Source organism: Amycolatopsis sp. NPDC005232 (genome assembly GCF_040607795.1).
In the GTDB taxonomy this organism is placed as follows: domain Bacteria; phylum Actinomycetota; class Actinomycetes; order Mycobacteriales; family Pseudonocardiaceae; genus Amycolatopsis.
The window spans coordinates 111,426-124,560 of sequence record NZ_JBEXHL010000026.1; the positions used below are offsets into that span (position 1 = coordinate 111,426).

At 70.5% G+C, this 13,135-nt stretch carries 14 protein-coding genes; 9 read left to right on the forward strand and 5 right to left on the reverse strand.

Annotated elements, in window-relative coordinates; genetic code table 11:
• Window positions 1-10: 10 nt before the first annotated feature.
• From ABZU76_RS36550 to ABZU76_RS36560, 3 genes are read left to right on the forward strand one after another with little or no spacing between them, the layout of a single operon-like run.
• On the forward strand, window positions 11-1,972 hold the full coding sequence (locus ABZU76_RS36550) for an acetoacetate--CoA ligase (protein ID WP_354878185.1): 1,962 nt from the start codon (window positions 11-13) through the stop codon (window positions 1,970-1,972).
• Window positions 1,969-2,937: an LLM class flavin-dependent oxidoreductase gene (locus ABZU76_RS36555; protein WP_354878188.1), complete on the forward strand. Its 969-nt coding sequence runs from the start codon at window positions 1,969-1,971 to the stop codon at window positions 2,935-2,937. The genes ABZU76_RS36550 and ABZU76_RS36555 overlap by 4 nt, the downstream gene beginning before the upstream one ends.
• Window positions 2,938-3,294: an antibiotic biosynthesis monooxygenase family protein gene (locus ABZU76_RS36560; protein WP_354878191.1), complete on the forward strand. Its 357-nt coding sequence runs from the start codon at window positions 2,938-2,940 to the stop codon at window positions 3,292-3,294.
• Window positions 3,295-3,345: 51 nt separating this feature from the next.
• Here ABZU76_RS36560 and ABZU76_RS36565 read toward each other — a convergent pair whose 3' ends face one another.
• Window positions 3,346-4,581, reverse strand: a complete 1,236-nt coding sequence (locus tag ABZU76_RS36565; protein ID WP_354878194.1) for an MFS transporter — start codon at window positions 4,579-4,581, stop codon at window positions 3,346-3,348.
• Window positions 4,582-4,697: 116 nt separating this feature from the next.
• Here ABZU76_RS36565 and ABZU76_RS36570 point away from each other — a divergent pair, with 116 nt between their 5' ends.
• Window positions 4,698-6,170 carry a PLP-dependent aminotransferase family protein gene (locus tag ABZU76_RS36570; protein ID WP_354878196.1) on the forward strand — a complete coding sequence of 491 codons (1,473 nt, stop codon included), beginning with the start codon at window positions 4,698-4,700 and terminating at the stop codon, window positions 6,168-6,170.
• Here the strand turns inward: ABZU76_RS36570 and ABZU76_RS36575 are convergent.
• On the reverse strand, window positions 6,165-6,983 hold the full coding sequence (locus ABZU76_RS36575; protein ID WP_354878199.1) for an HAD-IIB family hydrolase: 819 nt from the start codon (window positions 6,981-6,983) through the stop codon (window positions 6,165-6,167). The genes ABZU76_RS36570 and ABZU76_RS36575 overlap by 6 nt on opposite strands.
• Before the next feature lie 149 nt (window positions 6,984-7,132).
• Between ABZU76_RS36575 and ABZU76_RS36580 the strand changes: the two genes are divergently transcribed.
• Window positions 7,133-7,615 (forward strand): carboxymuconolactone decarboxylase family protein, encoded by a 483-nt coding sequence (locus ABZU76_RS36580; protein WP_354878202.1) that lies wholly within the window; start codon window positions 7,133-7,135, stop codon window positions 7,613-7,615.
• A gap of 79 nt (window positions 7,616-7,694) precedes the next feature.
• Window positions 7,695-8,651 carry an SDR family NAD(P)-dependent oxidoreductase gene (locus ABZU76_RS36585; protein WP_354878204.1) on the forward strand — a complete coding sequence of 319 codons (957 nt, stop codon included), beginning with the start codon at window positions 7,695-7,697 and terminating at the stop codon, window positions 8,649-8,651.
• 4 nt (window positions 8,652-8,655) lie between these two features.
• On the opposite strand, the gene ABZU76_RS36590 is transcribed toward ABZU76_RS36585, so the two are convergent.
• Window positions 8,656-9,132 carry a DUF2000 domain-containing protein gene (locus ABZU76_RS36590; RefSeq protein ID WP_354878207.1) on the reverse strand — a complete coding sequence of 159 codons (477 nt, stop codon included), beginning with the start codon at window positions 9,130-9,132 and terminating at the stop codon, window positions 8,656-8,658.
• 113 nt (window positions 9,133-9,245) lie between these two features.
• Here ABZU76_RS36590 and ABZU76_RS36595 point away from each other — a divergent pair, with 113 nt between their 5' ends.
• A complete protein-coding gene (locus tag ABZU76_RS36595; protein ID WP_255638415.1) occupies window positions 9,246-9,704 on the forward strand; it encodes an Lrp/AsnC family transcriptional regulator in 459 nt (152 codons plus the stop codon).
• A 28-nt stretch (window positions 9,705-9,732) separates the two neighbouring features.
• On the opposite strand, the gene ABZU76_RS36600 is transcribed toward ABZU76_RS36595, so the two are convergent.
• A complete protein-coding gene (locus ABZU76_RS36600) occupies window positions 9,733-10,341 on the reverse strand; it encodes a CGNR zinc finger domain-containing protein (protein WP_354878210.1) in 609 nt (202 codons plus the stop codon).
• 134 nt (window positions 10,342-10,475) lie between these two features.
• Between ABZU76_RS36600 and ABZU76_RS36605 the strand changes: the two genes are divergently transcribed.
• Window positions 10,476-11,102, forward strand: coding sequence for an NAD(P)H-dependent oxidoreductase (locus ABZU76_RS36605; RefSeq protein ID WP_354878213.1), 627 nt, complete (start codon window positions 10,476-10,478; stop codon window positions 11,100-11,102).
• Between the two features lie 179 nt (window positions 11,103-11,281).
• Window positions 11,282-12,091 carry a polysaccharide lyase family 7 protein gene (locus tag ABZU76_RS36610; RefSeq protein WP_354878216.1) on the forward strand — a complete coding sequence of 270 codons (810 nt, stop codon included), beginning with the start codon at window positions 11,282-11,284 and terminating at the stop codon, window positions 12,089-12,091.
• Window positions 12,092-12,177: 86 nt separating this feature from the next.
• Here the strand turns inward: ABZU76_RS36610 and ABZU76_RS36615 are convergent, their stop codons facing one another.
• The gene (locus ABZU76_RS36615; protein WP_354878219.1) at window positions 12,178-12,867 is read right to left on the reverse strand and encodes a GntR family transcriptional regulator; all 690 of its coding nucleotides are present in this window, start codon (window positions 12,865-12,867) and stop codon (window positions 12,178-12,180) included.
• Window positions 12,868-13,135 lie beyond the last annotated feature (268 nt).

Here is a 13,135-nt window from a genome sequence, read left to right on the forward strand (position 1 = left end):
GGGAGAACCCGTGAGCGAGCGTGTGCCGATCTGGACGCCGACGGACGAGGACACGACCCTCGCCGACTTCGCGCGGTGGTGCGTCACCAACCGCGGCGCGCCGGCCGCGATCACCGGCGACTACCAAGCGCTGTGGCGCTGGTCCGTCGACGAGCTGGCCGAGTTCTGGGGCGCTGTCGGCGAGTACTTCGGCGTGGTCGGTGACGGTCCGGTGCTGGTCGGCGACGAGATGCCGGGCGTGCGCTGGTTCCCCGGCACGACAGTCAACTACGTGTGGCACGTCTTTCGCGACCGGCCGGGCGACGGGGTGGCCCTGATCGACGTCACGGAGAGCGGCCTGCGCCGCGAGCTCACGTGGGCCGATCTCGCCCGTGACGTGGCCGCGTTCGCGGGGACGCTGCGGGGCTTCGGCGTGCAGGCCGGCGACCGCGTGGCCGGGTATCTGCCGAACACGGCGGAGAGCGTGATCGCCTTCCTCGGCACGGCGAGCATCGGCGCGGTGTGGGCCGCGTGCGGTCAGGACTACTCGCCGCACGCGGCGGCGGAACGCTTCGGTCAGCTCGAACCGGTGGTGCTCGTCGCGGCCGACGGTTATCGCTTCGGTGGCCGTGAGCGCAGCCGGTCCGCCGAGGTCGCCCAGCTGCGCGAGCTGTTGCCGAGCGTGAAGCACACGGTGGTGGTGAACCGGCTGGCGCAGAAGTCCACTATGGACGGTGTCGTCGACTGGGCCGGCGCGGTCGCGGGCGATCACCACGTCCATCCCGCGCCCGTCGACTTCGACCACCCGCTGTGGGTGCTGTTCTCCTCGGGCACCACCGGCCGCCCGAAGGGCATCGTGCACGGCCACGGCGGCGTTCTGCTGGAGCACCTGAAAGTGCTGCGCCTGCACAGCGACCTCGGTCCCGGCGACGTGTTCTTCTGGTACACCAGCCCGTCCTGGATGGTCTGGAACTACCTCGTCTCCGTGCTGCTGGTCGGCGCGACGGTCGTCTGCTACGACGGCAGCCCGACCCACCCCGGACCCGATCTGCAGTGGGCGCTGGCCGCCGAGCACGGCGTGACGTTCCTGGGCACCAGCCCGGGCCCGCTCGCCGCCGGTGCGCGGGCGGGCCTCGAACCGGCGCGGGACCACGACCTGAGTGCGCTGCGGGCCATCGGCTCGTCGGGTTCGCTGCTGCCCGCCGACGCGTACCACTGGGTTGCCGAGCACGTCGGCCCGCACGTGCAGGTCGTCTCGACGAGCGGGGGGACGGACGTCGTCAGCGCGTTCGCCGGGGGCGCGCCGAACCTCCCGGTGTGGCCGGGTGAGCTTTCCGGGCCGTGCCTCGGCGTGGCGCTGGAGGCGTGGGACGCCGACGGCCACGCGGTGGTCGGGGAGCAGGGCGAGCTGGTCGTCACGAAGCCGATGCCGTCGATGCCGCTGCGGTTCTGGGACGACGCCGACGGAACCCGCTACCGCGAGGCGTACTTCTCGACCTACCCCGGTGTGTGGCGCCACGGCGACTGGATCACCATCACCGAGCGCGGCTCCGTCGTGGTGCACGGACGTTCCGACGCGACTCTGAACCGCAATGGCGTCCGCATGGGCAGCGCGGACATCCACCAGGTCGTGGAAGGACTGTCCGAAGTGGACGAGTCGCTCGTGATCGGCGCCGAACGTCCCGACGGCGGCTACTGGATGCCGCTGTTCGTGAAAACCACCGGCGGCGTGCTCGACGACGCGCTGCGCGAGAAGATCCGTTCGGAGATCAAGCGGTTGCTGTCCCCGCGGCACGTTCCCGACGACATCGTCGCCGTCCCCGCGCTCCCGCACACCCGCACCGGCAAGAAGCTCGAGGTGCCGGTGAAACGCGTCCTGCAGGGCGCGCCGGCCGCCGACGTGGCCGACCCGGGCTCGGTGGACGACGCCGGCCTGCTCGCGTCCTTCGAGCACTACCGGCGTACCCGGACCGAGAAGGAACAGGACTCATGACGATCAGCTGCCAGATCCCGGCGTTCGCGCCGTTCGGCGAAGCGGTCCGGCTGGCGCGCCTCGCCGACGACCTGGGTTTCGGCTCGATCAACTGCTCGCACATCGCGGCGCGCGACTCGTTCACACTGCTGGCCGCGCTCGCGATGAAGACCACCTCGGTGACGCTGGGCACGGCCGTCGCGCCGATCTACCACCGTTCGCCCGCGTCGATGGCCCAGACCGCCGCGACCGTCGACGACCTGTCCGGCGGCCGGTTCCGGCTGGGCCTCGGCGTCGGCCACCGCTCGACGATGGGTGGCTGGCACGGCCAGGAGATCGGCCGCCCGGTCGCGGAAATGCGGGAGTACGCGGGCGTCGTCCGCGCCGTCCTCGCGGGCGAGCAACCGCCGCCGGGCGAGCGCTGGAACTCGACGTTCGCGTTCACCGGGTTCACGCCGCGGCCCGGCATCGAGCTCGTGCTCGCGGGCCTGTCGCCCGCCATGCTGCGGCTGGCCGGCGAGATCGCCGACGGCGTGGTGCTGTGGGCGTGCCCGGCGAGCTACGTCCGTGACGTGGTCGTGCCCGAGGTGCGGGCGGGCCGCGCCCGGGCCGGCAAGGACCTCACGGGCTTCACGATCGCCACCGCCGTCCCCGTGGCTCTCGGCGACGGCGCTCTCGACGGCGTCCGCAGCGAGCTCCACCGCTACTTCGGCCTGCCCTTCTACCGCACGATGTTCGCCGCCGCGGGCTACGCCGCCGACCTCGCCGCGTACGACAAGGCCACCGATGTCGAAGCTCAGAAACTCGCCATCGGCGAAAGCTTCATCCACGAACTCTGCGCCCTCGGTGACGCCGAAACCGTGCGCGAGTCCCTGCGCCACCACCTCGACGCCGGCGCCACCGAGGTCATCCTCACCGCCGCCTGGGGCACCGACTTCGCCCCGGCGCTGGAAGCCGCGGCGTCGACCCTGAACCCGGAGGACTGAATGACCACCGCGTCGAGCCGCGACACGCCCACCAAGATCGTGTTCAACGCCTACTACCGCGTGCACCCGGACGACCGCCAGAAGTTCGTCGACGCGGTCGTGCCGCACCTGAGCTTCGCCGCCGAATCGCCTGGCTGCCTTTTCTACGTCTTCGCAGCGGACCTGCTGGACCCGGCGACCATCCACCTGTCGGAAGGCTGGGTGGACCAGGAGTCCGTGGACCGCTTCCACGCGTCCGAGCCGTTCCGTGCGGCGCTTGACGCCGTGCGCAACGGCGTACGGATCCTCGACCACCAGGGCCAGCGCTACGAGGTCGCCGCGCACGGCAGCTCGGCGCCGCCCGGAGGGATCGCGTGAAACCGGGCCCGGGGAGGTCGTTCCCCGGGCCCGGCCGTCCACAGCGGACACTCAGGCGGCCGCCGGAGTGAGGCGCGCCGAGCGGGCCACCGAGAGGCGGTCCGCGCCCCACACCAGCAGGGCCACCAGGCTGAACCCGGCGCCGAGGACGCAGACCGCGGTCCAGCCCCACGCGCTGTACGCCGTGGTCGCCGCGACAGCGCCGCCGCCGAAGCCCACCGAGTAGTACGCCATGTTGCTGCCGATGAGGCGGCTGCTCGCGTTCGGGTCGAGGCCCACGATGAGGTGCTGGTTGGTCACGTGGATGGCCTGGCCGGCGAAGTCGATCACGATGATGCCGATGATGAGGGGGATCAGCGACTTCGGCAGCCACGCGATCGGCAGCCAGGCCACGGTGAACAACACGAGCGTGATGCCGGTGACCCACTGCGCCCGGCCGCGGTCGGCCAGTGACCCGGCCCGCGCGGCACCGAACGCGCCCGCCGCGCCGACGAGGCCGAACAGCCCGACCGCCGACGTCGACAAGTTCCACGGCTCGGCGGACAGCGGCAGCGCCATCGAACCCCACAGCGCACCGAACCCGGCGAACATGAACATCGTGATCAGGCTCCGCACGCGGAACACGCGTTCGCGCGCGGTCAGCGTGACGATCGACGTGATCAGCTTGCGGTAGGAGACAGACGGCCGGTTCGGCAGCTCCGGCGGCAGCCGCAGGCCGAGGAGGATCGCGACGCCGAGCATGAGCACGGCGGAGACGACGAACACCGAGCGCCAGCCGAACGCGTCGGAGAGCAGGCCGGCCACGGTCCGCGCGAGCAGGATGCCGATCACGACGCCGCTGGTCACGATGCCGAGCACACGGCCGCGGGATTCGGGGCTGGCCAGCACGGCGGAGTAGGCGATGATCACCTGCTGCACCACCGTCGCGAGCCCGACCACGCCGCTGGCGATGAAGAACATCACCGGCCCGGGAGACACGGCCACGGCGAGCAGCGCCAGCGCGGCGATCACCGAGCCGATCGGGATGAGCACGCGCCGGTTGAGCAGGTCGCCGAGCGGCACGAGCAGGATCAGGCCCGCGAAGTAGCCGACCTGCGTCACGGTCGTCACGAAGCCGAGCCCGGCGGCGCCGACTCCGAGGTCGTGGCCGATCTCTTCCAGCAGCGGTTGGGCGTAGTAGATGTTGGCCACCGCGATGCCGCAGACGACGGCCAGCAGGACGGCGAACCCCGTGCTGATGCCGGGGCGTGGAGGTCCGGGAGTTTTCCGGACGTCGAGGGAGGTCATGGCGTTCCTAACAGGTGTCGGGCCACAGTGGTGAGTAGCAACCGGATTGGTGGCCCGCGCGCTGGGCTCAAAACCCACGCTAGGTTGCTATTGGGCCAGGTGTATGGTCCATTTCCATGGTGGGAACACGGGCCACTTCACCCGAGGGCAGACGCTCCGCCGAGGGCCTCGGCGCCGATCTGCACCTCGACCACCTGGACCTTCGCGGCCACCACGGCCTGCGGACGTCGCTGATGGACGCGTTGCGCGAAGCCGTGCGCACGGGCCGGTTGCTGCCCGGCGCGCAGCTGCCGTCGTCACGCACGCTGGCGGCTGATCTGTCGATCGCGCGCAATACCGTGGCCGACGCGTACGCCGAGCTCGTGGCCGAAGGCTGGCTCACCGCGCGGCAGGGTTCGGGCACGCGCGTCGCCCGCCGGGCGGAGCCCCGCCGCGCGCCGACGCCCGGCTCCGACCGCGTCGCGCTCCGCCGGCCGACGCCGATCCGCACGTCGGACACTCGCTTCAGCCTGTTGCCCGGCAACCCGGACCTGGCGAGTTTCCCGCGTGCGCAATGGCTGGCGGCGTCCCGGCGCGCGATCATGGCCGCGCCCCACGAAGCCCTCGGCTACGGCGACCCGCGCGGCCGCGTCGAACTCCGCACGGCGCTCGCCGATTACCTGGCGCGCGCCCGTGGCGTTTACGCGTCGCCTGAGCGCATCGTGATCTGCGCGGGGTTCGTCCACGGGCTGCGGTTGATCGGCAGCGTGCTGCGGGCGCGGGGAGTCGGAACGGTCGCCGTCGAGACCTACGGCGTGCCGCAGTACTACGACCTGCTCACCGAAACCGGCCTGGAGACACCCGCTCTGCCGCTGGACGAGGACGGCACGTGCACCGAGGGACTGCGTTCGCTCGACGCCGGCGCGGTCCTGCTCACGCCCGCGCACCAGTACCCGACCGGCGGCGCTCTGCGCCCGGACCGGCGCGCGGCCGCGGTCGACTGGGCTCGATCGACGGGCGGTTTGGTGCTCGAAGACGACTACGACGGGGAGTTCCGGTACGACCGCCAGCCTGTCGGTGCGTTGCAGGGCCTCGATCCCGAGCGCGTCTGCTACTTCGGCACGGCGAGCAAGTCGCTGGCGCCGGGGCTGCGGCTCGGGTGGCTGGTGCTGCCGCGTTCGGTGACGCACGAGGTGATCGCCGCGAAGGGCCACGTCGACTGGGCACCGGGTTCGTTCGACCAGCTGACGCTCGCCGAGTTCCTCACGTCCGGCGACTACGACCGGCACGTGCGCGCGATGCGGCTGCGCTACCGGCGGCGCCGGGACCAGCTGGTGGCGGCCGTCGCGGAGCACGCGCCGGGGATCCGCGTCTCGGGGATCGCGGCCGGGTTGCACGCGGTGCTCGACCTCCCGCCGGGCACCGAGCGTTCGGTGATCGCCGCGGGTGCGCGGGTGGGTCTGGCGCTCGACGGGCTGGGAGATTTCGCGCACCCGTCTTTGCCGGAGGACAGCGGGCGCGAGGGGCTGGTCGTCGGGTACGCGACTCCGTCGGACAGCGCGTGGTCGGGGGCGTTGGCGGCGTTGTGCTCGGTGCTGCCGCGGTCATAGCGTCGCGAGCACCTGCGCGAGGCCGTCTTCGAGCAGGGTGCCGGTGAGCTCGCCCGCGGCGGCGATCAGCTCGGCGGGGGACTGTCCCATCGCGACCCCGCGGCCGCGTTCGGCGGCCCAGGCGAGGAGTTCGATGTCGTTGTGGCCGTCGCCGACGGCGAGCACGCGGTGCCGGGGGACCGCGAGCTCGGCGCGGACGCGTTCGGCCGCCGCGGCCTTGTTCACGCCCTCGGCGGCGAGGTCGAGCCACGGGGTGCAGGCGAGAGCGAAGCTCACGTTCCGCAGGTGCATTTTTGCCACCAGAGCGAGGAAATCGTCCATGTCGTGGCCGGGCGCGAACGCGACGACCCGGGTGGCTTTCGTGGTCAGCAGCGCCTCGAACGGCACCGCGGCCTGCGCGTCGTCGAGGCCGGTCGTGCCGTCGGGGAACGGTTCGGTGCAACGGTAGCGGCCCAGTTCGTCCTCGACGGCGAAGCGGGCGTTCGGCAGGTGCGTGCGGATGGCGCGCAGGACCTCGGCCGGGTCGAACGACTCCACGTGGTGGCGCCGGAAGCCGGATCCGGATCGGCGCAGGGTGACGGCGCCGTTGGAACAGACCAGGAACCGAGGCGTGATGCCCAGGCGGTCGAGCACGGGGATGGTGCTCGCGGCGGAGCGGCCGGTGGTGAGCACGACGTGGTGCCCGGCCGCGTCGAGCCGGCGGACCTCGGTGACCACGGCGTCGCTGAGTGAGCCGTCCTCGTGGATCAGGGTGCCGTCGATGTCCAGCGCGACGAGCCAACCTCCGGTGTCCTTCCAGGACGGTGCGGTCATGACGGGGATCCTCCAGGGGAGTCGGTTCTTCCCACTGTAGGGACGTTCGCGGGGCTGTCCACTGTGCACTGCGCCATAGGCGATTGGCCCACGATCGACGGCCGGAATTGGACCACGTGCGCGTGGGCAGCGGCGCTTAGCGTGATCTCATGACGATTGAACGCCTGCCCGAGCACACCCCGCGCCTGGATTGGATGAAGCTCGCCCCCGACGTGTTCAAGGCGATGCTGCGCCTGGACACCGCGGCGAAGAAGCACCTCGACGAGGGCCTGGTGAACCTGGTCAAGATCCGCGCGTCGCAGCTGAACCACTGCGCGTTCTGCCTCGACATGCACAGCAAGGACGCGCTCGCGGCCGGCGAGTCGGCCGAACGCATCCTGCAGCTGGGCGCGTGGGCCGAGTCGAAGCACTTCTACACCGCGCGCGAGGTCGCGGCGATCGAGCTGACCGAGGCCGTCACCGTCCTCACCGACGGCTTCGTGCCCGACGAGGTCTACGCGAAGGCGGCGCAGCAGTTCGACGAGACCGAGCTCGCCCACCTCATCGCGGCGATCACCACGATCAACGCGTTCAACCGCTTCGGCGTGTCGACTCGCATGGTGCCGGGCCACTACGCGCCCAACGCGTCCTGACGCCTCGGCTCGCTTCCGTCTTCCCCGCGGAAGCGAGTTCTTTCACTGTCCACACCGGACTCTTCCCGCGAAGGACCCCATGACCACCATCACCACCCCGTTCGGCGCGCGAGCCACGGCCGCCGAGGTCCTCGCCGGAGTGGACCTGACCGGCCGCCGCGTGATCGTCACCGGCGGCGCTTCAGGGCTCGGCGCCGAGACCGTCCGCGCGCTCGCCACGGCCGGCGCCCGCGTCACCATCGCCACCCGCACACCGGCGCACGCCAAGCAGCTCGTCGAGGAGTTCCCGCGCGTCGACGTCGTGGCGCTCGACCTCGCCGACCTCGGTTCCGTGCGGGCGTTCTGCGCGCAGTGGGAAGGCCCGGTCGACGCGCTGGTCGCCAACGCCGGCGTGATGGCCCTGCCCGCGCGCGAGGTCACCGCCGAGGGCTGGGAAATGCACCTGGGCATCAACTTCCTGGGCCACTTCGCGCTCGTCACCGGTCTGCGCGACGCCCTGCGCTCCGGCGGCGGAGCGCGCGTCGTCGTCCTCAGCTCCGGCGCGCACCTGCTGACGGACTTCTCCTTCTCTGACCCGCACTTCGAGCAGCGGCCCTACGACCCGCTCGTCGCCTACGGGCAGTCGAAGACCGCCAGTGTGCTGCTCGCCGCCGGGATCAGCCGCCGCTGGGCCGGCGAAGGCATCCACGCCAACGCGTGCGCACCGGGCGTCATCCGCACGAACCTCCTGCGCCACCTCACTCCCGACGCCCTGCGCCTGCTCGGCGCCCTCGACGCCGACGGCAACGCCACCACCCCGGCCTACTTCAAGACTCCCGAACAGGGCGCCGCCACCCCGACGCTGCTCGCCGCGTCGCCGCTGCTCGACGACGTGACCGGCCGCTACTTCGAGGACAACCAGGAATCGCCGGCCATCGACGGTGGCGCGCACCTCGCCGCCGGCGGCGTGGACGCGATGGCGGGCGTCGCGCGCTGGGCCCTGGACCCGGTCGCGGCGGACCGCCTGTGGGACTACGCCTCGGCGGCTTTGCGCTAGCGGATCAGGGGAGCAACGGCAGCTTTCCGACGATCTTGCCCACCCGGTTGCGCGGCCCGACGATGCTCACCGCGTAGTAGTCGAGCGCCTCGCCGGCGGTTTCCTTCACGCCGGCGAGGTAGTCGGCGTACACCAGCGTGTGCTGTGCCATCACCGGCATGTCCGCCACGAAGCACCCGGGCGACGCCGCGGCCTTGGCGCGGAGGGTGCGCAGCGTCGGACCGTCGGCGGCCAGCACCGAACACCCCGTCCACGGCAACCCGGGATGCGCCTGCCCGTCGGCATCCACGGCGTCATCGCCGAGCAGCCCCGTGATGTTCGGCGCCGTCGCCGCGGCCGCGCAGACGGCCGCGTTCACCGCGCGCCCCGGCGGCAGACCGCTGTCGACGACCACCACCCACTTCAAGCGAGCCGCCCGCGTCGACACGGTCGGATCGACCTCGTTCGGGGCGAACCCGATCGGTGAACTTTCCTCGGCCAATGCTGGACCTCCCTGGCTGTTCGTACTGCGGTTGATTCCTGAAGCTAGACGAACAACCATTGGAATCGCCTAAGATCCGTACAAGTATCGGATTTGGCTTCCTGGAGGCGGACGTGGACGAACTTGATAAGGCCATCCTGCGAGAACTGCAGTCGGACGTCCGGAAGACCAACCGCGACGTCGCCGCCGCCGTCGGCGTCTCACCCACCACAGCCCTCGACCGCACCCGCGCGCTTCGCCAGCGCGGCATCATCCAGGGCGCGACCCTCGACGTGAACCTGCCCGCCATCGGCCGCTCGGTCCAGGCCCTCGTCGCGGTCCGCGTGCGCCCGCCGTCGCGCCGCGTCATCGAAGGCTTCCGCAACTGGGTCACCACGCTGCCCGACATCCTCGGCCTCTACGTCACGACCGGCACCGAGGACTTCATCCTCCACGTCGCGGTCCCCGACAACGCCAGCCTCTACGCCTTTGTGATCGACAAGCTCACCGCGCGCCCCGAAGTGGCCGACGTCCGCACGTCGATCGTCTACGAACACCTCCGCAACACCCGCATCACGCCGGTCGAGCGCTGAAAACCGTTCGCTCGTCGGTGATCCGGGGCTACGAAACGTCTTTCGTGGCCCGCGCCCGGAAGTCACGTACTTTGGCGCGGTTCCCGCACGTCGCCATGGAGCACCAGCGGCGGCGGTGCGCTTTGGTGCGGTCGTAGAACCACAGCGGGCACTCGGGTCCCTCGCAGTTGCGGACCAGGGACCGGTCGCCGTGGACGAACAAGTCGGCCGCCGCTTCCGCGACGGGTGAGAGGAGGGACCGGGGCGTGGTCCACGTCCACCGGTCCTCCAGGTCGAGGTCGGCGCCGGACCGGTGGACCTGCCGGCTGAGGCTGCTTTCGGCGAAGGTGGCGTTCAACGCGGCCAGGAACACCTCGTCCGGTGCCGTGGGATCGCCGTCCGCCCAGGCCTGGACCACCGGACGCAGGCGTTCACGCAACTCGACGGCTTCGAGAGCCGCGGCGTCGAGCTCGGCGCCACCGAACCGGTTGAGCACCGCGTTGCGGTCCTGCACATCGATCAGCCCCGTGAGCTCAAGCCACCGCAGGTAACCCGCTCCGTCGGGGATCAGCTCGGCGCTTTCGGCGGTGGCGGCGGTGTTGAGGAACGCGAGGGCCGGATGGTCACTCAGCCCGAGCAGGGGCAATTCCGGTTCCATCGGCCCTCCTTTCCTGTCCGTCCGTTCCGCGTTCGTTGACAGGCTACCGGGCGCGTTGTAACTGTTGATCTGCACTTTTACCGGTTACAGTCGTCGCCCCGAACCGGTGGGCAATCACATCAGGAAGGCTTGTCATGACAACCGTTCTGCACATCTCGGCCAGCCCGCGAGGTGCCGCGTCGGACTCGGGTGCGCTGGCCGCGGCGTTCCTGGAGGCGTACCAGGACGCCAACGCCGGCACGGTCGTGAAGACGCTGGACCTCTGGGACGGCTCGCTGCCGCAGTTCGGACCGGCCGGCGCGAGCGCCAAGCTTGCCGTGTTCGCCGGCGGCGCACCCGAAGGCGAGCAGGCCGAGGTGTGGGCGCAGGCCCAGACGCTCGCCGACCAGTTCACCTCGGCCGACGCCTACGTCTTCAGCATTCCCATGTGGAACTCGGGCGTGCCCTACGTCTTCAAGCAGTGGGTCGACATCATCACCCAGCCCGGCATGGTCTTCGGCTTCGACCCGGCCGCCGGCTATTCGGGCCTGGTCCACGGCAAGAAGGCCGCCACGATCTACACCAGCGGCGTCTACTCCGAAGGTGTCCCCATCCAGTTCGGCGCCGACTTCCACTCCACTTACGTGAAGGACTGGCTGCGCTTCATCGGCGTCGCCGATGTCACCGAGGTCCGCTTCCAGCCGACCATCCTCACCGGCACCCCGGATCAGGACCGCGCCTCGGCGCTGACCGCCGCCCGTGACGCGGGCAAGGCGTTCTAGTTCGTTCCGGTAATCGGAACTCGGCGGTCCGTCGCCTCGTGGTGACGGGCCGCCGAAGCGCGTCGAGCATCATGTCAATCCTTGACTTGATGCGACCGCAACCTTAACGTTTCCTTTCGCCGCCGGGTTTCCGCAACATTAATTCACATATCTGAATAAATGGCACAGAGGTCCCCACCGTGCGAAAGGAAACTGCGATGCGCATGCGCGCCGCGCTCGTCGTGCTGGCGATTCCCGCTTTCGTGGCTGCAACCGCGTTGTCCGCGGAGGCAGCGCCGGCCACCGGTCAGTCCGTGCTGGGCAGCCCGTCCGTGGCTCCTGGCGGCAACTTCGACCTGTCGACCTGGCAACTCCAGGAGCCGGTCGGCTCACCGGGCTCGCCGACCACCATCTCCTCGTCCCGGCTGCAAGGGCCGAACGGGTTCCAGGACAGCTATTTCTACACCGACACGCGCGACGGCGCGATGACGTTCTGGGCGCCGGAAAAGGGCGTCACCACGCCCAATTCGAACTACGCCCGATCCGAGCTGAGGGAGATGAACCGCGACGGTTCGGCCGCCAACTGGTCGCTGAGCGGATCGCACAAGCTCGGCGCCACGCTGCGCGTGGTGTCGGTGACGTCGAACGTGTGCGTCGGCCAGGTCCACCTCGGCACCGGCGGCTCGTCGACGAAACCGTTGCTGGAGCTGTACTACCGCTCCAGCGGCGACATCGTGCTGGGCACCGAGAACTCGCCCGACGGCGGCCAGACCCTGCACACCGTCGGCCACGTCGCGGTGGGCAAGACCTGGACCTACACGATCGGGATCTCCGGCGGCAACACCATCGACCTCACCGTGAACGGCAGCACGACGCACTACAGCATTCCGTCGTCGTTCAAGGCGTACAAGCAGTACTTCAAGGCCGGTTCGTACAACCAGTCCTCGTCGAGCAGCACGACGAAGGGCGCTCGCGTCGCCTTCTACGGGCTGACGATTTCGCACAGCTGACCAGTTCGGAAAACGGCGCCGCCGGGGCAAAACTCGCCCGGCGGCGCCGTTTCGCGTGTCACGGGCAGGTGCCGTGATTTCCCTCGCTACGAACGAACCTCGGTTTCGTCCGCGGCAGAGGCCGAGATGCTCCGGATGAGCCGGTCGCGCGCCGAAGCCATGTGGTCGGCCAGGAACTCGCTGCACGCGGCGGAATCGCCGCGGGCGATGAGGTCGACGATGGGGGCGTGGCGGTCGTAGGCCATGTTCGCGCGCGCCGAGTCCGGGCCCGCCGCGAGCATGGTGATGCGCGCCAGGCTGCTGATGCCTTCCCACGACTGCAGCAGCAGCTGGTTGCCGGACAGCCGGCACATGGTGCCGTGGAACTCCAGGTCGGCGTCGAGGTCCGCGGCCAGTGACTCGGGCCGGCGCAGGCGGTCGAGGCGTTCGGTCAGCTCGGTGACGGCGGAGGACCGGTCGGGCAGCTCGCACAGCCGGCGCGCGGCGATCGTTTCCAGGCCGAGTCGGACTTCGAAGAGCTCTTCCACCTCTTGGGTCGAGACTTCGCGCACGGACACCCGGCCGCGCGAGTCCTGCGCGACGAGCCCCTCTTGCTGGAGCTGCCGCAGCGCCTCGCGAAGCGTTGCCCTGCTCACCCCCAGCGAAGTGCTGAGGCTGACCTCGGCCAGATGGGTCCCCGCAGGAATGTCCCCGCCGAAGATCGCCGTGCGCAGCAGGTCGACCGTCGACTCGCGCAGCGTGGTCCTGATCGGCTTGCTCGTGATGTTGATGGACACGCCACTCTCCCCGTTCGGACCGGCACCACGTGCGATCGCGGGCGGCCGGTAGCAGTCTAGCGGAAAACTGTTGCTTGACTGACTGTCGACATGCCGACAGGATGGACCGAGCCAGGCCACGAGCCAGGCCACCACGGCCGACGACGCAGCTGCCTCGCCGGCGGCGACGACCAGGAGACCGCGTGCGACCAGCGACGACGACACGAACGCCGACCGCGGCCGACAGCGCCGGGCGGCCGGTTCGCGTGGCCGCGCACCACCTACACCC